Annotated in this window: 15 protein-coding genes and 1 riboswitch; of the genes, 4 read left to right on the plus strand and 11 right to left on the minus strand. The window is 68.5% G+C overall.

Going from position 1 to position 18,630, the window contains the following annotated elements; all coding sequences use genetic code 11:
* Window positions 1–2: 2 nt before the first annotated feature.
* The 4 genes from A3CW_RS47185 to cobW are packed head-to-tail and all read right to left on the minus strand — an operon-like array spanning window position 3 to window position 6,618.
* Window positions 3–746 carry a vWA domain-containing protein gene (locus A3CW_RS47185; RefSeq protein WP_407669763.1) on the minus strand — a complete coding sequence of 248 codons (744 nt, stop codon included), beginning with the start codon at window positions 744–746 and terminating at the stop codon, window positions 3–5.
* Complete coding sequence (locus A3CW_RS0122355) at window positions 668–1,708, minus strand: ATP-binding protein (protein ID WP_028205560.1); 1,041 nt, start codon at window positions 1,706–1,708, stop codon at window positions 668–670. Before A3CW_RS0122355 ends, A3CW_RS47185 begins: the two co-directional genes overlap by 79 nt.
* Window positions 1,705–5,499 carry a cobaltochelatase subunit CobN gene (gene cobN / locus A3CW_RS0122360; protein ID WP_028205561.1) on the minus strand — a complete coding sequence of 1,265 codons (3,795 nt, stop codon included), beginning with the start codon at window positions 5,497–5,499 and terminating at the stop codon, window positions 1,705–1,707. The genes A3CW_RS0122355 and cobN overlap by 4 nt, the downstream gene beginning before the upstream one ends.
* A 27-nt stretch (window positions 5,500–5,526) precedes the next feature.
* Window positions 5,527–6,618: a cobalamin biosynthesis protein CobW gene (gene cobW, locus A3CW_RS0122365; RefSeq protein ID WP_035513595.1), complete on the minus strand. Its 1,092-nt coding sequence runs from the start codon at window positions 6,616–6,618 to the stop codon at window positions 5,527–5,529.
* 215 nt (window positions 6,619–6,833) lie between these two features.
* Window positions 6,834–7,102, minus strand: a riboswitch (cobalamin riboswitch).
* 142 nt (window positions 7,103–7,244) lie between these two features.
* On the opposite strand from cobW, the gene A3CW_RS47190 reads away from it, so the two are divergent.
* Genes A3CW_RS47190 through bluB form a run of 4 tightly spaced genes read left to right on the plus strand, consistent with a single transcriptional unit; the run spans window position 7,245 to window position 10,329 of the window.
* Window positions 7,245–7,736: a cobalamin biosynthesis protein gene (locus tag A3CW_RS47190; protein WP_245623719.1), complete on the plus strand. Its 492-nt coding sequence runs from the start codon at window positions 7,245–7,247 to the stop codon at window positions 7,734–7,736.
* Complete coding sequence (gene cobO, locus A3CW_RS0122375) at window positions 7,736–8,338, plus strand: cob(I)yrinic acid a,c-diamide adenosyltransferase (protein WP_028205563.1); 603 nt, start codon at window positions 7,736–7,738, stop codon at window positions 8,336–8,338. Before A3CW_RS47190 ends, cobO begins: the two co-directional genes overlap by 1 nt.
* Before the next feature lie 4 nt (window positions 8,339–8,342).
* The gene (locus tag A3CW_RS0122380; protein ID WP_028205564.1) at window positions 8,343–9,653 is read left to right on the plus strand and encodes a cobyrinate a,c-diamide synthase; all 1,311 of its coding nucleotides are present in this window, start codon (window positions 8,343–8,345) and stop codon (window positions 9,651–9,653) included.
* Window positions 9,637–10,329 (plus strand): 5,6-dimethylbenzimidazole synthase, encoded by a 693-nt coding sequence (gene bluB / locus A3CW_RS0122385; protein WP_028205565.1) that lies wholly within the window; start codon window positions 9,637–9,639, stop codon window positions 10,327–10,329. Before A3CW_RS0122380 ends, bluB begins: the two co-directional genes overlap by 17 nt.
* A 7-nt stretch (window positions 10,330–10,336) precedes the next feature.
* On the opposite strand, the gene A3CW_RS0122390 is transcribed toward bluB, so the two are convergent.
* The 7 genes from A3CW_RS0122390 to A3CW_RS50295 all read right to left on the minus strand — a co-directional run bounded on the left by A3CW_RS0122390 (window position 10,337) and on the right by A3CW_RS50295 (window position 18,403).
* On the minus strand, window positions 10,337–10,717 hold the full coding sequence (locus tag A3CW_RS0122390) for a VOC family protein (protein ID WP_028205566.1): 381 nt from the start codon (window positions 10,715–10,717) through the stop codon (window positions 10,337–10,339).
* A 99-nt stretch (window positions 10,718–10,816) separates the two neighbouring features.
* Window positions 10,817–11,443 (minus strand): DUF4136 domain-containing protein, encoded by a 627-nt coding sequence (locus A3CW_RS0122395; RefSeq protein WP_161782950.1) that lies wholly within the window; start codon window positions 11,441–11,443, stop codon window positions 10,817–10,819.
* A gap of 82 nt (window positions 11,444–11,525) precedes the next feature.
* Complete coding sequence (locus A3CW_RS0122400; protein ID WP_028205568.1) at window positions 11,526–13,934, minus strand: CHASE2 domain-containing protein; 2,409 nt, start codon at window positions 13,932–13,934, stop codon at window positions 11,526–11,528.
* A gap of 26 nt (window positions 13,935–13,960) precedes the next feature.
* Entirely contained in the window at window positions 13,961–15,376 is a 1,416-nt protein-coding gene (locus tag A3CW_RS47195; protein ID WP_051481640.1) for a FecR domain-containing protein, read from the minus strand.
* Complete coding sequence (locus tag A3CW_RS0122410; RefSeq protein ID WP_028205569.1) at window positions 15,373–16,071, minus strand: response regulator transcription factor; 699 nt, start codon at window positions 16,069–16,071, stop codon at window positions 15,373–15,375. Before A3CW_RS0122410 ends, A3CW_RS47195 begins: the two co-directional genes overlap by 4 nt.
* Before the next feature lie 253 nt (window positions 16,072–16,324).
* Entirely contained in the window at window positions 16,325–16,711 is a 387-nt protein-coding gene (locus A3CW_RS47200) for a peptidase (RefSeq protein ID WP_245623720.1), read from the minus strand.
* Between the two features lie 774 nt (window positions 16,712–17,485).
* Window positions 17,486–18,403, minus strand: coding sequence for an SH3 domain-containing protein (locus tag A3CW_RS50295; protein WP_081771758.1), 918 nt, complete (start codon window positions 18,401–18,403; stop codon window positions 17,486–17,488).
* Between the last annotated feature and the right edge of the window lie 227 nt (window positions 18,404–18,630).

Raw genomic sequence — 18,630 nt, forward strand, 5'->3', positions numbered from 1 at the left:
GTTCAGGCGAGCAGCGCCTGCGCGTTCAGGCACTCGCCGGCCCATGCCTGCGCGAGCGCCTCGCAGCGGCCCACGCGCAGCGTGCCAAGTTCGCAATCGATCACCGTGACGTGGTCGGCGTGACGTGGCCGCGCGGGCCACTGCGTCGTACGGCCGTCGCTGAACAGCCAGAGATGGCGCGCGCGCGCCGGATCGCGGCGCGCGGCGGTTTCGAGCACTCGCGCCGCGCGGCCGATGCCCGCTTCGAGCGGCGTGCCGCCGCCCCCGCTGATCGGCTCGATCCAGCGCTCGTTCCACCAGCGCGGCACAGCGGGCCCGAACCTCAGCTCGGCGCCGGCACCGCCGAAAGCAATCAGCGCCACTTCCACACGCTCGGCGCGGGCGCGATCGAACAGCGCGATCAACAACCCCTTGGCGAGCGCGAGTTGGCCGCGCGCCAGCATCGAGGCCGAGCAGTCCAGCACGAAGCAATGGAGCGCGCCGGAACCCGTCTTGCGTCTGGCGAAGCGGAAATGTTGCGCCTGCAATGACCCGGCGCGCTTGGCCGCGAGCGTGGGCGGCCAGGCGATGCGCTCGCCGTGCTTCGCGACTTGCGCGGGACCGCGCCCCGGGCCTTCTCGCCGTCGAGCGCCGCCCTGTGCCGAGGCGGCGGCCTGTGCCCGACGGGTCAGCGTTTTTTTGCGGGCAGCGGGATGACACCCTTCACGGCCTTCGCCGCGACGGGCTCGGGCGGCAACTCGCCCCAATCGGCATCCGATGTTGTTTCGGTATGCTTGTCTTCGCGCCCGGGCGCGGATGCCGGCGGCGGCAGCGGCTGGGGGGAAGACGGCGCATCGGAACGCTGCGGCATGGCGTGCCGGCGATGCGCGAGCACGCAATCGGCAACCTCGTCGACGTGCTCCGGGCTCACCGCTTGCGCTCCTTCGAACGCGGCCAGCGCACGCGCCGCACGCAGCATCACGAGGTCGGCGCGCAAGCCGTCAACGGCGGCCTCGATGCAACGCTGCGCCGCGCGCTCGTGGACGGCATCGCTCCAGTCGAGCTTGCCGAGCGTGTCGCGGGCCGCCGCAATACGCTGCGCGAGCGCGCGCTGTTCGGTCTCGCGCGCCACACAAAACGCCTGCGGATCGGCGTCGAATGCAAGCCGCGCCTTGACGATGCGTTGCCGCTCTGCGACGTCATAAGGCGTGCCGAGTTCGACCATCAAGCCGAAGCGATCGAGCAATTGCGGCCGCAACTCGCCTTCTTCCGGATTCATCGTGCCGACCAGCACGAAGTGCGCGTCGTGCATGTGCGAGACGCCATCGCGCTCCACGGTGTTCACGCCGCTCGCAGCCGCGTCGAGCAGCACGTCGACGAGCGCATCGGGCAGCAGGTTCACTTCGTCCACGTAGAGCACGCCGCCATGCGCGCGCGCGAGCAGCCCCGGCGCGAAGCGCACCGCGCTCTCGCGCAACGCCGCTTCGAGGTCGAGCGTGCCGATCAGCTTGTCCTCGCTCGCGCCGAGCGGCAGCGTGACGAACGCACCTTCCGGCAAGAGCGCCGCGAGCGCCCGCGCTGCCGTGGATTTCGCGGTGCCGCGCGGCCCGCTCACCAGCACGCCGCCGATCGCGGGGTCGATGGCCGCGAGCAGCAGCGCGCGCTGCAACGGCGCCTGGCCGACCAGCGCGGTAAAGGGAAACGCGGGACGCGTGGCCGCAGCGCTCATGGTCCTGATCCTTCCAGATGCTGCCCGGCTTCGAGCAGACGGTGTTCGAGTTGTGCGCGATGCTCGCCCGGCTCCTGCCAGAGACCGCGCTGGATCGCTTCGAGCAGGCGCTCGCACACGGCATGCAACGCGTGCGGATTGTGGCGCTGCATGAACTCGCGCGTGTCGTCGTCGTGCACGTAGGCGTTCGCGACGAGCGCGTACTGATGATCGCCCACCACGCGCGCGGTCGCGTCATAGCCGAACAGATAGTCCACGGTCGCCGCCATTTCCGCCGCGCCCTTATAGCCGTGACGCTTCACGCCGTCGATCCACTTCGGGTTCACCACGCGCGAACGGATCACGCGCGCGATCTCTTCGTGCAGCGGACGAATGCGCGGCGCAGCGGGGTTGCTGTGGTCCGCGTGATAGAGCGCGGGCTGCGCCTGCGAAAAATGCCGCGCTGCCGCGGCCATGCCGCCCTGGAACTGGTAATAGTCGTTCGAGTCGAGCAGGTCGTGTTCGCGGTTGTCCTGGTTCTGCAGGACCACATCGAGCGTCGCGAGACGCGCGCGGAACGCATCCCTCGCCTCGTCGCCCGCGCTCTTTTGCGCGTAGGCGTAGCCGCCCCACGCCTGATACGCGTTCGCGAGATCGGCGTCGGTCTGCCACTGGCGATGGTCGATCATCGACTGCAAGCCCGCGCCGTACGCGCCGGGACGCGCGCTGAACACGCGCCAGCCCGCGCGGCGGCGCGCCTCGTCGGCGGCCATGCCGTTCGCAACCAGCGCATCGCGCTCGCGCAGCACGCGTGCGCGCAGCGGGTTCTGGTGCTCCGGCTCGTCGAGATCGGCCACGGCTTGCACGGCGGCGTCGAACAGATGCATCACGTTGGGAAACGCGTCGCGGAAGAAGCCCGATACACGCAGCGTCACGTCGATGCGCGGCCGGTCCAGCGCCTCGACCGGCATGATCTCGAAGTCGGTCACGCGCTGGCTGCCGGCGGCCCACTTCGGCCGCACGCCGATCAGCGCGAACGCCTGGGCGATGTCGTCGCCGCCGGTGCGCATCGTCGCCGTGCCCCAGACCGAAAGCCCCACGGCGCGCGGGTAGTCGCCGTGCTCCTGGAGATGGCGCTCGATCAGCTGCTGCGCCGATTTCATGCCGAGCGCCCACGCGGCCTGGGTCGGTATGGCGCGCGTATCGACGGAGTAGAAGTTGCGGCCCGTGGGCAGCACATCGGGGCGGCCGCGCGAAGGCGAACCGCTTGGGCCCGGCGGCACGAAGCGGCCTTCGAAGCCACGGCGCAACTGGCGCAACTCTTCGGGGCCGCAGGCGTCGAGGCGCGGCAGCACGTCGTCGCGCAGGCGCGCGAGCACCTGGGCCGCGTGCGGCAGCGATGCGCGCTCCGCATTGCTTCGTTGGCCTGAGCAAATGTCTTCAATCAGCGTGGCTGCGAGCATTTCCAGGCGTTCGCGCGTGTCGCCCGCATGACGCCATGGCATATCGCTCACACCGGCGAGCAGCGGTGGACGCGGGCCCTGCCACGGCGCAGCCCAATCGACCGTGGCCGGATCGACGAGGTGATCGATGCGCAGGTCTCGCGCGAGCGCGTCGATGAGGCCCGCGTTCGCGCCCTGCCCGTCGCCGCATGCATAGCGCCCGAGCGCGAGCAGCGTGTCGCGCCGCTGCTGGCCTTGCGGCGATTCGCCGAACGTATGCAGGCCGTCGCGAATCTGGGCTTCCTTCAACTCGCAGAGGTAAGCGTCGGCGCGCGTGAGCAACTCGTCTTCGCCGGCCTGATCCTGCGGCGCGGAAACGCTCAATTCCTCGTGCAGCCGGTGCTCGATGATCGTCGCGAGTATGGTCTTGCGCAGCAGCTTCGCGCGGCGCGGGTCCACCATCAATGCTTCGTAATACTCATCGACCTGACGTTCCAGGTCTTGCAGCGGCCCGTAGTTTTCGGCGCGCGTGAGCGGCGGCATCAGGTGATCGATGATCACGGCCTGGGCGCGGCGCTTGGCCTGGCTCCCCTCGCCCGGATCGTTGACGATGAACGGGTACAGATGCGGCAGCGGGCCGAGCGCCATGTCGGGCCAACAGGTGTCGGCGAGCGCCACACTCTTGCCCGGCAGCCACTCCAGGTTGCCGTGCTTGCCCACGTGCGCGATGGCGTCGATGCCGAACGTCTCGCGCAGCCAGAAGTAGAACGCGAGATACGCGTGCGGCGGCACGAGTTCGGCGTCGTGATAGTTCGCGTAGGTGTCGTCGCCGCGCGAGCGCGAAGGCTGGATGCCCACGAACACCTGGCCACAGCGCCAGCCCGCAATCATGAAGCGGCCGCGGCGCACCGTGGGGTCATCCTCCGGTACGCCCCAGCGCGCGATCAGCGCGTTTTGCGCCTCGGCGGGCAACTGCGAGAAGCGCGCGCGGTAGTCGTCGAGAGAAAGACTCTGCCATGCGGGACGCAGCGCGCGCGTGTCGGGATCGTTCGTCACGCCCTGCGTGAGGATGCGCATGAGCGCGTCGCCGTCTGCGGGCACATCGGCCACGCGATAGCCTTCGTCGCGCAGCATGCGCAGGATGCCGACCACCGAGGCCGGCGTGTCGAGCCCCACGCCGTTGCCAATGCGCCCTTCGCTCATCGGATAGTTCGCGAGCACGAGCGCGAGTTTCTTCTCCGCATTCGACAGGCTGCGCAAACGGCACCACCGGCGCGCCAGTTCGGCGACGAACGCCACGCGTTCGACATCGGGCTGATAGCGCACGACATCGACCTGCGTCTCCTTGCAGTGGTACGCGAGGCCCTTGAAGCTGATTGCACGCGTAATCACGCGGCCGTCCACTTCGGGCAGCGCGATATGCATTGCGATGTCGCGCGAATTCAGGCCGTGATTGTCCTTCACCCAGTCTTCGCGATTGCCGCCGCTCAGGATCACCTGGAGCACAGGCGCGTCGCCGGCGAGCGCGATCGGTTCGGGGTCGTCGAGCGACGAAGCCGCGAATGCGGTGGTATTCAGCACGAGCGAGACGTCGTGCTCGGCCGCCAGTTGATCGAGTACGTCGCGGCTCAAGGTGTCCTTGAGCGACGTGATCGCAAGCGGCAGCGGGTTCATGCCGCGCGCCAGCAGCGCGGCGATCAGGGCATCGAACGCGGCGGTGTTCGCCGCCTGCAGATGCGCCTTGTAAAACAGCAGCGCGACGACCGGCGCGCCGGGTTGCCAGCGCGCGCGCCATTCGTCGATGGTCGCGACGTCGCGCTGCGGGCAATAGAGCGCGGCGGCCGGCAGCGCGACGGGCGGCGCAGGCTCGCTGCCCCAGTCGAATGCCCGCCACGCGAGCGCACGCAGGAACGATTCGGCGTTGGCCGCGCCGCCTTCGCGCAGATAACGCCACAGCAAGCGGCAAAACTCGGGCTCGGCGCGGCTCTTCGCGATGAGATTGGGATCTTCCTGCAAGTCGCCGGAAAACATCGCGAGCAGTTGCCCGCGGCGGTCGGCGAGCGAAACGACCTGCTCGATGCCATAAGGCCAGTACGTTTCGCCGCCCAGATGATCGACCACCACCACGCGCGCGTGCTGCAGGACGTCTTCGACGTAGAAGTCCACGGACGCGGGCTGGCGCAGATACGTGACGTTCGCGAGCCGCACGCTGGGAAAGCCTGCGGGCAGGCGCGGCACGACGCTCGCCAGCAGCGCGAGCGTCGTGTCCGCCGAACTGAGCACGACAATTTCGGCGGGCTGCTGGTCGATACGGATGACGCCCTGCGTGTCGTCGACGAAACCGCCTGGCGTGGTGCGCAGCAAATGCATGGGACGGCCTCGTCTAGCTCGGCGCGTTCACTTCGCGCCCGCGGTCTGCACGTTCGCCAAAGCGGTATCGAATGCCGCTTGCAGCGTCGCGCCATCGAGGTCCTCGCCGATCAGAACGAAGCGGCTCGCCAGCGGCTGCGCCGCGCTTTCCTGCGCGTTCCAGCGGCGGTCGAAATAGCTGTCGAAGCGGCGGCCCACGCCTTGAATCACGAGGCGCATGGGCGCGCCCGGCAACGCGGCAAAGCCCTTCACGCGATAGATCGTGTGCGCGTCGACGAGTTGTTGCAGCGCCTCGATCACGGTCTCGCGCGAAGCGGCATTGCCTGACACCACGACCGAATCGAACTCGTCATGGTGATGATCGGGATCGTCGGCCGAACCGTGATGGTCGTGCCGCAGATGAATGCTCTCCTCGGAGGCCGCCTCGAGCCCGAGCAGCGTATGCAGATCGAGCTTGCCGTGCTGCGCGCGCACGATTTTCACCTGCGGCGGCAGCTCTTCGCGCAGGTCGGCGATGAGCGCGTCCTGGCCCGCCTCGTCGAGCAGATCGGTCTTGTTGAGAATGACGAGGTCGGCGGCCGAAAGCTGGTCTTCGAACAGCTCATGCAGCGGCGATTCGTGATCGAGATTTGGGTCGGCGCGGCGCTGCGCGTCCACGGCCTGGGGATTTTCGGCGAACTGGCCGCTCGCGGCGGCGGGGCCGTCCACCACGGTGACGACCGCATCGACGGTGAACGCGTTGCGGATCGACGGCCAGTTGAACGCCTGCACGAGCGGCTTGGGCAGCGCGAGACCCGAGGTTTCGATCAGCACGTGATCGACATCGCCGCGGCGTTCGAGCAGTTTCTCCATCACGGGGAAGAACTCTTCCTGCACGGTGCAGCAGAGGCAGCCGTTCGCGAGTTCGTAGAGCTGGCCTTCCGTTTCGTTGCCGTTCTCGTCGCAGCCTATGCCGCAGCCACGCAGAATTTCGCCGTCGATGCCGAGTTCGCCGAATTCGTTGACGATGACCGCGACGCGCAGGCCGCCCGCGTGCTGAAGAATGTGACGCAGCAGCGTGGTTTTACCGCTGCCGAGAAAGCCCGTCACGATCGTGACCGGAATCTTGCGCATTTGCATGAAGTGCTCCTTCGGCGCCAGGCCGTGTCGAGGGGCATGATGCGTCGCGCCTGCCGTTCGTGCGGGTGTCGTGTTGCGCTCACGCGCGTATCCGTGGAGACGCTGTCACGCGTAACGATTCAACAACCTGCAGGGGACGAACGACCAGAAACGCACCCGGGCCACGCCCGGCTGACGCATGAAAATCACGGACCCGGCGCCGCATCCCCGCAGCGCGAATCCCACGTATCTGGCCGGTATCCGGACTGACGAGACACCGCTTCGCCTTCCCGCGCGAGCGGCCTTGCGGCCGGCTTGCACAGTGGCGTGGACTGCGTAAAGCATGGAAGCGGTTTGCGGCATTCGTGCGAACGCCGCGCTCGTTGTACCGTTGCGGGTGCAGTTCAGGTTGGCCATGCCCGAGGCGGGATGGCTCCCTGATTCCCGTTTAACTGCGCGCGCATTATGAGTCGCGCACGCGAGCACCAGAGTGCGTGCGAGTGTAGGCGCGGGGGGCCTGCGCGTCAAGGAAGGCGTGGGAAGCCGCAAACGCGTGTGCTATCGTAGCGCGCATCCGGCGCCGGCCGGAACGCGACTCCTTTGCTCGTTTTGCCTCTGCGGTCACGCCTTCGATCGACGCTCTCGCCGTGAATCCTGCCGAAAATCGCGCCTCGCGCGCAGCCTCATTCGAAGCCACGCTGGAACCCACGCAGCGCGTGCCGCCGCTCGCGCTCGGCATCGGCTGCCGGCGCGGCGTGACGCTCGTGCAGGTCGAAGCCGCGGTGCAGGCCGCGCTCGGCTCGTGGCCGCTCGACAGCGTAACGGCCGTGGCGACGCTCGACGCCAAAGCCGGCGAACCCGCCTTGCAAGCGTTTTGCGCGGCGCATGCGCTGCCGCTGCAAACGTACACGCGCGAGCAACTCGCCGCGACGCCCACACTGTCGGCGCCCTCCGCAGCCGCGCAAGCGCAGTTCGGCGTGGACGGCGTGTGCGAACCCTGCGCGCGGCTTGCAGCGGGCGGCGCTCCGCTCGTGCGCGGCAAGCTGGCGCTCGACGGCGTGACGGTCGCAATCGCAGGCTTTCTGCAAGACCCCGCAAACGCGGACGCGAAAACGCCGCAACCAACCCACTCCCGATGATGAAAACCGATCCCGAATCGCACCAACGCATGACGCAACGCCGCCGCGAAGGCCATGAGAAGAAGCAGGCCGCCGCGACGCACGAAAAGGGCCTGTTGATCGTCAACACCGGCAACGGCAAGGGCAAGAGCACGGCCGCGTTCGGCATGGCGGTGCGCATGCTCGGCCACGGCATGAAGCTCGGCGTCGTGCAGTTCATCAAGGGCGCGCTGCACACGGCCGAACGCGATTTTCTCGGCAGCGTTGCGCACTGCGATTTCGTGACGATGGGCGACGGCTACACCTGGAACACGCAGAATCGCGACGGCGACATCGCCACCGCGCGCAAGGGCTGGGACGAAGCGAAGCGCATGATCGAGAGCGGCGAATACGCCATGGTGATCCTCGACGAACTCAACACGGTGCTCAAATACGAGTACCTGCCGCTCGACGAAGTGCTCGGTGTAATCGCGTCGCGCGCGCCGCACGTGCACGTGGTCGTGACGGGCCGCCATGCCCCCGACGCCCTGATCGAAGCCGCCGACCTCGTCACGGAAATGCGCCTCGTGAAGCATCCGTATCGCGAGCAAGGCGTGAAAGCGCAAAAGGGCGTGGAGTTTTAAGCGCATGAGCGCAACGGTTGCCTGCCCCGCGCTCTTCATCAGCGCGCCCGCCTCGGGCCAGGGCAAGACCACGCTCACGGCTGGCCTCGCGCGCCTGCACCGGCGCGCGGGCCGGCGCGTGCGTGTCTTCAAGACCGGGCCGGATTTTCTCGACCCGATGATCCTTGCACGCGCGAGCGGCGCGCCGGTGCTCTCGCTCGACCTGTGGATGGTGGGCAAAGAGGCGTGCCGCACCCTGCTCGCGCAGGCCGCGCGCGAAGCCGACCTGATCCTCATCGAAGGCGTGATGGGCCTGTTCGACGGCACGCCGAGCAGCGCCGATCTCGCGACCGCGTTTGGCGTGCCGGTGGCCGCCATCGTCAGCGCGAAGTCGATGGCGCAAACCTTCGGCGCGATCGCGTTCGGTCTCGCGCGTTTTCGGCCGGACGTGCCGTTTCATGGCGTGCTGGCGAACCGCGTGGGCTCGCCGCGCCACGCGCAGATGCTGCAGGAGGCGTTGCCCGCCGACGTACGCTGGCTCGGCCACGTCGCGAGCGAAGCGACGATGGCGCTGCCCGACCGTCATCTCGGCCTGCATCAGGCGGCGGAGATCGACGACCTCGACGCGCGCATCGAACGCGCCGCCGACGCGCTCGCGCAAACCGCGCTTACCGAATTGCCGCCTGCGGTGACATTCGCCGATCCTTCGCATGACGAAGCGATTGCGCGCCAGCTCGAAGGCCGTCATATCGCCGTTGCCCGCGACGCCGCGTTCTCGTTTCTCTATCCGGCGAACATCGCGTTGCTCGAATCGCTGGGCGCGAACGTGAGTTACTTCTCGCCTCTCGCGAACGAGCCCGCGCCTGCCGGCGCAGAGGCGATCTTTCTGCCGGGCGGCTATCCCGAGCTACATGCTTCGACGCTCGCGCACAATACGCAGAGCGCGAATTCGTTGCGCACGCATGTATCAGCGGGCAAACCGCTCGTCGCCGAATGTGGCGGCATGCTCTATCTGCTCGATGCGCTGACCGACGTAGAAGGCACGCGCACGCCGATGCTCGGCCTGCTGCCAGGCGTTGCGGTCATGCAAAAGCGCTTCGCGGCGCTCGGCATGCAGCAGCTCGACGGCGCGCATGGCGCGCTGCGCGGCCACACGTTTCACTACTCGCGCGTGGCCACGCCGCTGGCGCCCGCGCTCACGGCACACCACGCACAAACTGGCGCGCCCGGCGAGGCGCTGTACCGGCACGGCTCGATCACGGCCACCTATATGCACGCTTACTGGCCCTCCAACCCGGCTTTCGCGGCCGCACTCTTTCATGGCACAGCCCTTTGACGAAGCCGAACGCGCGGCGGTCTACCGCGCGATCTACGAGCGCCGCGACATGCGGCACTTCGCACCGGGCCCGATCGATCCCGCGACGCTCGTGCGCCTGCTCGACGCCGCGCATCACGCGCCGAGCGTAGGCTTCATGCAGCCGTGGCGGATCGTGCGCATCACGGACCATTCGCTGCGCGAGCAACTTCACGCGGCAGTCGAGCGCGAACGCATCGCGACCGCCGATGCGCTGGGCAAACGCCGCGACGAGTTCATGAAGCTCAAGGTGGAAGGCATGCGCGATTGCGCCGAGGTGCTCGTGGTCGCGCTGATGGATCGCCGCGAAGCCCACGTCTTCGGCCGGCGCACGCTGCCCGAGATGGATCTCGCCTCGGTGGCGTGCGCGATCCAGAACATGTGGCTCGCGGCGCGCGCCGAGGGGCTCGGCATGGGCTGGGTGTCGATCTTCGACGTCGACGAGGTGCGCGCCCTGCTCGCCATGCCGCCCGGCGCCAAGCCGGTGGCGATACTCTGCGTGGGTCAGGTCGACGCGTTCTACCCGCAGCCGATGCTCGAAATGGAGAAATGGGCCGAACGCAAGCCGCTTGGTGAATGCGTGTTCGAAAACCGCTGGCCGCAGGACGAGGCGGCGAGCGTGCCCGAAGCGGCGCCGGATGCCACGCCCGGCGCCTGACACCCGCTCACGCTTCGCGCGCGTAGCAGACGGCCTCGACGTTGTTGCCGTCGGGATCGATCAGGAATGCTGCGTAATAATCGGGACTGTAGTCGGCCCGCACGCCGGGTTCGCCATTGTCTTTCGCGCCTGCGCGCAGGCCCGCTTCATAGAAACCTTCGACGGCCGCGCGGTTCGCCGCCGCGAACGCCACATGTACGCCGCGCGGCGCCAGCGCGGCGTCGGCGGAGACGGCGTGCAGCCAGAGTTTGGGCTCACCCGGCTGGCCGAGCCCCGCGTAGGTGTCGTCGCGCATGCACACCACGACGCCTAGCGGCGCAAGCAGCGCCTCGTAAAAACGCACGCTGCGTGCGAGATCCTGCACGCGCAATCCAATGTGATCGAACATGAGCGACTCCCGTGATGTCTGCGCGCAACCGTTGCGCCAGATTCCGGAGCCAGCATAGCGCCTTCGCGCTCGGCGCGGCCTGGGGAAAGTTGCCCTGAACTAGTGCGGATTGACGGGTGAGACGGAGAGCACTTCCGGCATGCCCGGCGCTTGATCCGCCGTGCCGGCGTTGGCCGGCCCCTTCAGCTTGACGCGCCATTGCGGCGCGCCCGCGTACGGCAGCCGCGCCAGTGCGCCCGCCACGAGGTACGGCACGGCCTCGCGTGCGTCGGCGTTGCGGTCGCGCTTCACGGCGCTCACCTTGTAGACCTCGCCGCCATCGGGCAACACGAAGAAACGCAGCGTCAGCGTATGCACGTAGGGCCGCCCGAACCACGGCAACGACGGTCCCTCGGCCGGCGCGCAGCCGGCGCCGCAGCCGGCGTCCACGACTTTTACCTCGGCGGGACGCGTGTCCCACGCCACCGAGACGAGATAGCGCGCCGCCTCGGGCGCGCCTGCTTTGAAGCCGCGCTGCGCGAGACCTTCGCTCAGCAACGCCTGGTACGGGAGAATCTCGCCCGCCTCGGCCTGGGCGGGCGTTGGCGCAAAACGGTAGGTCGCGGGTTGGCTGGTCGCCGCCGCAGCGGGCAGCGCGCCCGTGGCCGCGACGTCGGTCGTCACACCCGCGCATCCGGCGAGGGCGACGAATATCGGCAGGAGACAGATCGACAGCAAGGTCTTCACGAAACACTCCATCGGGTTGCCGCCGGCATGCGGCCAGCGGCATTCGGGTTATTCATGCGCAGCCGCAACGGCCTGGTGCGGCTCAAACCGGCGCGTCGAACGCGGGCAGCGACATCGTCAGGACGGTGCCCTTGCCTGGCTCGCTGTCCAGCTGGACGTCGCCGCCGTGGCGCGTCACGACGGTTTTCACGAACGCCATGCCAAGCCCCGCACCGCTCACCTCGGGGCGCTGTTCCGCGTGAAAGCGCTGGAACGGCTGGAACAGCCTCGCCTGATCTTCCTGCGCGATGCCGTAGCCCTGATCGCGAATCGAGCAGACCACACGCGGCGCAACGCGCTCGTCCAGCGCGACGGTGCAGACGATGCGCGTATCTGCAGGACTGTACTTCACTGCGTTGTTCAGCACGTTCACGAGCGCGCGTGTCATGAGCGAGCGGTCGGCGTTGATCCAGCCCATCTGCTCGCCTTCGAACACGGTGTCGATCTGGATGCGCTTCGCGTGCGCCTGCGGCCACACTTCGTCGCTCGCGTCGATCACCAGTTCCGCGAGGCTCGTGGGCTCGAGCGCGTACACCTGCGACTCGGCGCGCGCGAGTTGCACGAAGTCGTCGGCGAGCTTGAGCGAGCGGCGCGCGTAGCGCTCGATGCGTTCCATCACGCCGCGCACGGGCTCCGAGCCGAGCGTGCCGCGCTCGCGCTCTGTCTCGACGAGCGCGACGATCGAGGCCTGCGGCGAGCGCATGTCGTGCGACAGCAGGCGCAGCGCGTCCTCGCGCTGGCGTTCGGCGTCGTGCAGCTCGGTCACGTCGACGAGACCCGCGATCCAGCCCACCGCCTGCCCCTGCGCGTTCGTACAGCGCGCGTAGCGCAGCAGGTAGTCGCTGCCGTCGCGCGCGCGCACTTCCACGCCGCGCTCCATCAGCTCCGCGAACTCGTCGCGCGCCGGGTCGAGCGGCGCGGGCCAATGCGCGTGCGCAAACGCCATCGCGTCGGGCGCCGGGTCGATCGGCTTGACGAGCGCGAGGTCGCCGAACACGTCCTGCATCCGGCGCCCTTCCGCGGCGCTCACCGCCAGGCGCTCGAGATACGCACGCGAAGCATGATTCGCGATCAGCACGACACCGCGCAGATCGGCCACGAGAATCGGCTCCGGCACGGAATCGAGGCTGTCCCACACGAAGCGGCGCATGTCCTGCAGCCGCTGCGCGGCCTGCGCCATGAGCGCCATTTGCTGGGCGAGCGCGTCGCCGGCGAATTCGCGGCGCGGCGTGGCCGCCTCGGGCAGCAGGTAGGGTTCGTCGGCGAGCTGGCGCAGTTCCTTGCGCAGGTAAGCCATCGTCATTTCGAGGCGGCGCCAGCTCCACACCGGATAGACGATGAGCAGCGCGACGATCGCGGGCACGGGCGAGAGCCAGAGGCGCGCGTGCAGCATGCCCGCGCTCGCACCGAGCGACACGGCGATCAGGAGCGCGAGCAGCAGCAGCGTGCGCAGCGGCGAGAGCACGAGGAAGCCCGCGAGCAGCAGCACGAGCGGCGCGAGCGAGGCAAACACGACCATGACCGGCGGCGCGGGCTGGATGGCACTGCCGTTGAGCAGCGTGTCGAGCACGATGGCGTGGATGTACACGCCGGGCAGCGGCCCGAGCGTACCCGAGAGCGGCGTGGCGAAGCGGTCGTAGAGCCCCGAGGCCGTGACGCCGACGATCGCCACGCGCCCGCGCAACTGCTCGGGCGGCACGCGGCCATCGAGCACGTCGGCGAACGAGACCTTTTGGAAGGTCTGCGAATTCGCGCCGAACGGAATCAGGAAACGCGCTTCGGTGCCAGGCGCCGCCGCATGCAGGACATCATCGCGCTGCGCGGCCGCGGGCGTGCCGTGCGCGAGCTTCACGGCACCGTTGCGCACCGCCCGCCAGACCGGCACCATCAGTTGCGGCCAGCGCTGCTGCGCGTCGCCTTCGAAGAGCGCGACGCTGCGCACGATGCCGTCGCTATCGACTTCGAAGTTGATATGGCCCATGCCGGCGACCGCCTGCGCGAGCGGCGCGACCGGGCGCACGGCCTCGCGGCGACCGGTGTCGTCGGCGGGGGTGAGCAGGATGGGGAGGAACGCCGGGCGCGCGCGCAGCGCCTGCGCAAAGTGCGCGTCGTCGGGAGACGATTCGGTGAACAGCACGTCGTAGACGACGGCCGCGGCGCCCGCTTTCGCGAGCTGATCGACGAGCCGCGCATGCAGTTCGCGCGGCCACGGCCAGCGCCCGAGCGCGGCGACGCTCGCATTGTCGATCTCCACGAGCACGATGTCGGGCGACACCGGCAGCGCACGCGCGGAGAGCAGGCGGTCATAGACCAGATGGTCGGCGCCGCTCGTGAGCCGCCAGAGCACGCAGAGCACGACCACGACCACGCCCGCGCAGCCCACTCCGGCCCATTCGAACAGGAAGCGCCGCCCGACTGAGCGGCCAAGGCGCGCGGGCGGCCTCACGCTCATGCGCGGCTCCACCTCGTCTGGCCGAGTCACCAGTCGAGCCTGAACGACTGGACCGGGCTTGCCTTCTGGTAATAGTGGCCGTTGTCGAACTGCTCGGCGATCACCGTCCAGTAGTAGACGCCCTTCGGCAGGTCGCGCACGACCGCGTCGCCCGCCGTGATGTCGGTACGGTCGATGAGCGGCGCGCGCAGATCGGACGTCGTGGCGAGCACGAAGCGAAAGCGCGTGTTCGGCGCGTTGCGGTCGATGAACCAGCGGAACGCGAAGTCACGCGAGCCTTCAATGGGACCGGCGCTCGTGCCGAGCGCGACGCGCCGGCGCTCGAACGCATAGGACGCCGGCATGCCTTCGAGACCGCGAGCGTCGATAGCGGAGATGCGTACGAAGTAGGTGCCGTCGTCGAGGTTGGCAAACGACACGCGCGGGTCGGCGCTGCGCTGGTCGCGAATCATGTCGAGCAGACCCGCGTCGCGGCCGATTTGCACGCGCCAGGCGCTCGCTCCCGCTGAGGGCGCGATTTCGAAGGCGACGTCTTCGTCGTCCTGCACCCTGGACGGATGCAGCAGCTCGGGCGCGTCGAGCAGCGTGACGGGCGCGCCCGCCGGCTGGCCCGCCAGCGTGAGGTTGCCGTGCTGCGCGGCGACGAGTTGCTCCGAGGCGCTGAGCGGCGTACCCGGTGCCGGCGGCTGTGCGCGGGCGCCGTGGCCGTTGCGGGCCGGCGAGCCGGCGTCGACGCCCACCGCGCCGTCCAGCACCTCGACCGCCGTCGCGCCCTTGTCGCCGTCATAGCTCACGCGAAACTGCGTGCCGCGCACGCCGGCCACGACGGAAGGCGAGCGGATCTGGAAGCGATCGTCCTTCTTCGTGGCATGGGTGACCTCGCTGTTCACCTCGCCATGGTGGAGATCGACGATGCGGTCGGTCGCGCCCGTGAGCGCCGTTTGACGCAGCGTGGCAAGGTCGAGCGAGGTATCGGGCGGCAGCGCGATATGCGAGCCGTCGGCCAGTTCGAGGGTCGCGAAGCCGTTGTGGCCGGTCTGCACCCGGTCGCCTTCGACGAGGCTCTCGCCGACCGTGAGCGGCAGGAGCGGACCGGCGCGGAACGCATGCTGCACGGGACCGTTCGCGGCGACCACCTTCGCGCTCAAGCCATCCTGGCGCAGCAGCGCGACCGGCACCCGCAGCGTCGTGCCCGGCCGGAGGTGGCGCGGCTCGCTCACATGATTGAGGCTCGCGAGCTTCTTCCAGTCGGCGGGATTGCGCAGGTAACGCGTGGCGATGTCGTAGAGCGAGTCGCCGGGGCGCGTGACGTAGGTGGTCATCTCGGGCGGCTGCGCCGCAGCGCCCTCACGCGCCTCGGCGCCGCGGGGAAGTGCAAGGAATGCGAGCGCGAAGGCAAGGAACGGCGCCGCGGTGGCGCGCACCGCACGCGCGCCCGTCACGCGTTGTCCCCCTCGATACGCTCGAGCCGGTAACCGTAGCCGTAGATCGGCGTGAGGCGATAGCCGTTTTCGGGGCGCAGGCCGAGCTTCGAGCGCAGCATGGAGACGTGCGTGTCCATCGTGCGCGAAGGAATGTCGTCGGACTGCTTCCAGATCACGTCGAGAATGTGCGCGCGCGACAGCGGCCGACTCAGGTGCTGGAACAGCAACAGCGCGAGATCGAACTCCTTCTGCGTGAGCGCGACGTTGCGGCCGCTCACTGAAGCCTGGCGCGACTTCAGGTCGAACTCGTACTCGCCGAAGGTTTCCTTGAACGCGGGCGTGTGCAGCTGATAGGCGCGGCGCAGCAGCGAATTGACGCGGGCGATCAGCACCGGCGCCGAGACGGGCTTGACGACATAGTCGTCGGCGCCGGCGTTGAGCATTTGCGCGATGTCGGCCTCGCGGCTGCGGCTCGTCATGAAGAGCACCGGCAGGCGTGTGGAGAGGCTCTGCCGCACCCAGTGCAGCACCTCGTCGCCCGCCATGTCGGGCACGTTCCAGTCGAGCACGAGCAGATCGAACGTCTGCCGCCGAAGCTGCCTGACGAGCTCGCTGCCCTTGGCAAACGCGTGGCAGGCGTGGCCCGCCGCGCTCAAGGCCTGGCAGACGAACTCTGTCTGCGCTGCATCGTCATCCAGTACTGCAACTCTCATAGCACCCCGCAACCAGGTTTGTTATTCATCGTCTCAGGATGGACTGCCTCCCTGCCGCACCGCGCTGCTACCGGGACCATCGTCTGGCAGGCTCTGGCGCGCGCACCGGCGCCGGGTCGCCGGCCGTCCGCCCTGGCCCTGGCGGCACGCGGGACCCGCCGTGCGCCGAAGCCCGCTACTTTCGCCGCGTCTCGAAAAAAATGGGAGCGCGAGGCCGCGCTCGACTTCGGTGAACAGATCGCTCTCATGTTAATCACTCATGGTAGTCGAATTTGCCTTCGTTCGAACCGGGCCTGGCCTCCTCGCCCGCAGCCGACGGCGATTGCGCGAGCAGCGCGGTCAGATGGGAGCGCACGTGCTCCCATGCCGCGTGCGCATAGTCGGGCTGCAAGGCCGCGCGCGACTGCGCCGTCATGAACACGCGCAGCACGGTGGACGAACACTGTGTCAGGCGCTCGGCCGCGCCGAAACGCGAAAGGTTCAGCGCTTCGCTGAGCCACGGGAGTTCGGCCGCGCAGGAATCCGCGTAGGCCTCCATCGCGGCGCGCGCATGGCGGTCGCGCGCGAGGTCGAGTTCGATGCGGTCGAACTCGCGGCCACTGTCGGGGCCGTCCACGCGCGAGCCCGGTGGAAAACGCATACGGCCGGATCGGAAAAACATGTAGCCCCCGTGAAGACAAGCAGGCAGAGCATCAGAAGTGTGAAACGGCCAGGCGTTTTTTCGCGGACGCAACAACGTCGAGCCGCTCGCAATGCGCGAAGCGGCAAAGAGAATGCGTTCAGAAGTGCGGAAAAAAATGTGGCGACGGCCGCGTGCAGCGCACTGCATGGTCTCCGGATTCCGCCCCCGGAGTCGGACCGCCAGCGCAGTCATCGTCGTACGCAGCGCGAGCCCCGCTGCCAGCGTCACCGCCCGACGCTGTCAGCGGGCCGCAGCCGCCTCCCTGCACGACGAGGCACGTGCCGCCATCGCCACGTCCACCTCAAAGCACTGGTTTTCCCAGCGTTATCCGGCGAACTCGGGTTCGCTCTGACTTCCTCTTGCTGACTGCGTCGCCAGGTCCCGAGCGAGCCAGCCCCCGTAGCAGATATCCGTTGCCAGCGGCGCATGCGCGAAGCTCGCGTGGCGCTGGCGGCGTGCGGCCATGCCTGCATTAGCCGCGACGACGTATTCTCACCTGGGCGCCATGAATTTACTGTCAGGGATTGTTAAATCTGTCAGAACCGACGAAAAGCTGAGAAAAGCCAGGCGGATGCATGGGTTGGGCGATGGCTCTTGCGAGCCTGCGTAACGCGGCGCATGACCGTCATACACCTTGATTGATTCGCAATCCTAACTCGCAGTCGGAAAACAGCAGCGGCGGGATTCCCGCCATGGAGATCCCGCCGCTGCAGCGAAGAAACGCGCTATGCGTTAGTGCTCGGTTTGCCGGTCGTTGCCCCGTTCGCCACCCTGGCTGGGAGCATGGCCGCCCTGACCACCCTGAGGCGGCGCGGCCGGCCGCCCCTGCGGCTGTTGAGGTGCGGGCCCGGGCGCATGCATGCCGCCCTGCGGCTGGGGCGCCGGAGGACGCGCATAGCCCTGCGCGGGAGCGCCGGCCGGCGGTCGGCCGCCGAATTGCTGCTGCTCGGGCGGATGCCCCGCCTCGTGGGGACGCATGGTGCCCGGCTGCTCCACGTTGCCGGGCGGGCGTCCCGCGCCCTGCGGCGGCATGTAGCCCGGCGCACGCGGCGCTTCGGGGTTGCCCGGCGGGCGTTGCGCTCCGGGCGGCGGTGCGCCGCGCATCGGCTCATTGGGCGCGGGCGGGCGGCCGCCACCGCCAGACTGAATGGCGGGCGGACGGCCCGGCGCACCATGCCACACCGGCGCTGCCGGCGGGCGGCCGCGTTCAGGCGGCGGCACGTGCTCCCAGCGCTGTTGTTCGCCATACCATGGCCGGTCGCGATAGAAACTGCCCCAGTAGGCACCGAGCGAGAACGCCACGATCGGCAGGCCGATCTCCGCGCCATAGTCGGTGAGCGGCACGTAGTTGCCCTGATACGGATAACTGAGATACCCACCGTACACCCAGCCGCGCAGACCGGGCACCGTGACGTCGCACCACGAATAGTCGCCCACGCAGCCCATCACGGTGACGGGCTGGCCGGGTCCCAGTTCCGCGACGACGGGATAGTCGCCTGAAGGCCCTGCGTACAGATCCACCGGTTCGCTCGTGTAGGCCGCGGATTGCGCGCTGGCGTCGGACGACGCGAGCACGAGACCGGTTGCGAGGCACGCGCTGGCGAGCGCAGGTACGAGCGCACGCAGGCGCGTGTTGAGGCGCTTGGACATTGTTTCTCCCTGTTCCAGCTAATTTGTTTTGCGGTGAGCAATTGTCGTGCCCGGTCCCGTCTCTCGTTGCGGCGCTGCTTCGAGGTTATTCGTTTTCTTTGACGTAGTGAAGTCGCTGCGCGACTGGACGTATCCGCTCCCTCATCCAGGTGAACCTGCAACGACATTAACCATCCGATGCGCTCGACCGACCGGCATTCGAACGCCGGTCAAGGCTGAAAACCGGC

Source organism: Paraburkholderia nodosa DSM 21604, from assembly GCF_000519185.1.
GTDB lineage: Bacteria > Pseudomonadota > Gammaproteobacteria > Burkholderiales > Burkholderiaceae > Paraburkholderia > Paraburkholderia nodosa.

Bases quoted from the DNA above. Each gene is read 5' to 3' on its own strand.
- A3CW_RS0122355 (WP_028205560.1), bottom strand. From the start codon at position 1,708: ATGAGCGCTGCGGCCACGCGTCCCGCGTTTCCCTTTACCGCGCTGGTC.
- cobN (WP_028205561.1), bottom strand. From the start codon at position 5,499: ATGCATTTGCTGCGCACCACGCCAGGCGGTTTCGTCGACGACACGCAG.
- cobW (WP_035513595.1), bottom strand. From the start codon at position 6,618: ATGCAAATGCGCAAGATTCCGGTCACGATCGTGACGGGCTTTCTCGGC.
- cobO (WP_028205563.1), top strand. From the start codon at position 7,736: ATGAAAACCGATCCCGAATCGCACCAACGCATGACGCAACGCCGCCGC.
- A3CW_RS0122380 (WP_028205564.1), top strand. From the start codon at position 8,343: ATGAGCGCAACGGTTGCCTGCCCCGCGCTCTTCATCAGCGCGCCCGCC.
- bluB (WP_028205565.1), top strand. From the start codon at position 9,637: ATGGCACAGCCCTTTGACGAAGCCGAACGCGCGGCGGTCTACCGCGCG.
- A3CW_RS0122390 (WP_028205566.1), bottom strand. From the start codon at position 10,717: ATGTTCGATCACATTGGATTGCGCGTGCAGGATCTCGCACGCAGCGTG.
- A3CW_RS0122400 (WP_028205568.1), bottom strand. From the start codon at position 13,934: ATGAGCGTGAGGCCGCCCGCGCGCCTTGGCCGCTCAGTCGGGCGGCGC.
- A3CW_RS0122410 (WP_028205569.1), bottom strand. From the start codon at position 16,071: ATGAGAGTTGCAGTACTGGATGACGATGCAGCGCAGACAGAGTTCGTC.
- A3CW_RS47200 (WP_245623720.1), bottom strand. From the start codon at position 16,711: ATGCGTTTTCCACCGGGCTCGCGCGTGGACGGCCCCGACAGTGGCCGC.
- A3CW_RS50295 (WP_081771758.1), bottom strand. From the start codon at position 18,403: ATGTCCAAGCGCCTCAACACGCGCCTGCGTGCGCTCGTACCTGCGCTC.